Annotated in this window: 1 protein-coding gene; it reads left to right on the top strand. The window is 35.0% G+C overall.

From position 1 onward, the window contains the following. Nucleotides 1-249 precede the first annotated feature (249 nt). Nucleotides 250-456: a helix-turn-helix domain-containing protein gene (locus D5R40_RS40500; protein WP_124142862.1), complete on the top strand. Its 207-nt coding sequence runs from the start codon at nt 250-252 to the stop codon at nt 454-456. Nucleotides 457-863 lie beyond the last annotated feature (407 nt).

The raw sequence follows: 863 nt of genomic DNA, 5'->3' as shown, positions 1-863 counted from the left end.
ATGCGCACTCCTGTGAGGCAAAAGTGGGAAAAGCATTTCCCTCTCTAAGGTTCATCATCAGTATATATCCTAACTAACTCGTTCCTTGCTATACATAATAGACTTGTCGCGAAATAAGAAAAATCTAACTTCATCTTTTGTTCAAATTACCAGAAAATTGGGTTGAAAGCCTCCCCCTAAAAGGGGGACTTTTAAATTGATTTTTCTTTGATAAGTATGTTATCATGTTGTTAGTTTGAAAGTCAGGTTATGAAAGCTAGATTTAAGTATCGTATCTATCCAACACCGGGACAAAAATACCGATTAGCCAAGGTATTTGGTTGTGTCCGTGTAGTTTGGAATGATAGTCTAGCTTGTTGTCAAGAAAAGTATCAATTAGGAGAGAAGAAACCCACTAACTCCGAGCTACAAAAACAGTTGATCACTCAATCGAAAAACACTGAAGACAGAGAGTAGTTATCAGAAGTTTCTGCTATACCATTGCAGCAATCTTTAAATGATTTAAACCAGGCTGATCAAAATTTTTTCAAATCAACTAAAGGTCAACAGAAAGGTAGACCTAACCTATTAGACCTCCTAAATTTAAAAGTAGAAAGTCACGCGCAAACTGCTAGGTTTACACTCATGATGATTTAAAGTTTGTCAACATAAAGTCTATTTAGCTAAGATTGGAAAGCTGAAAATTGTTTGGTCAAGAGATTTACCTGCTGCTCCATCATCAGTAACAGTAATCAAAGATTCCGCTCATAGATATTTCTTGAGTTTTGTAGTAGAAATACAACCAGAAATCTTACCTCAAACTGATAATTCAGTTTGAGGTAAGATTTCTGGTTGTATTTCTACTACAAAACTCAAGAAATATT

Origin of the sequence: Okeania hirsuta (assembly GCF_003838195.1) — a bacterium.
In the GTDB taxonomy this organism is placed as follows: domain Bacteria; phylum Cyanobacteriota; class Cyanobacteriia; order Cyanobacteriales; family Microcoleaceae; genus Okeania; species Okeania hirsuta.
The sequence above is the reverse complement of the archived record's forward strand: the minus strand, read 5'-3'. Positions and strand labels throughout refer to the sequence as shown.

Bases quoted from the DNA above. Each gene is read 5' to 3' on its own strand.
- D5R40_RS40500 (WP_124142862.1), top strand. From the start codon at position 250: ATGAAAGCTAGATTTAAGTATCGTATCTATCCAACACCGGGACAAAAA.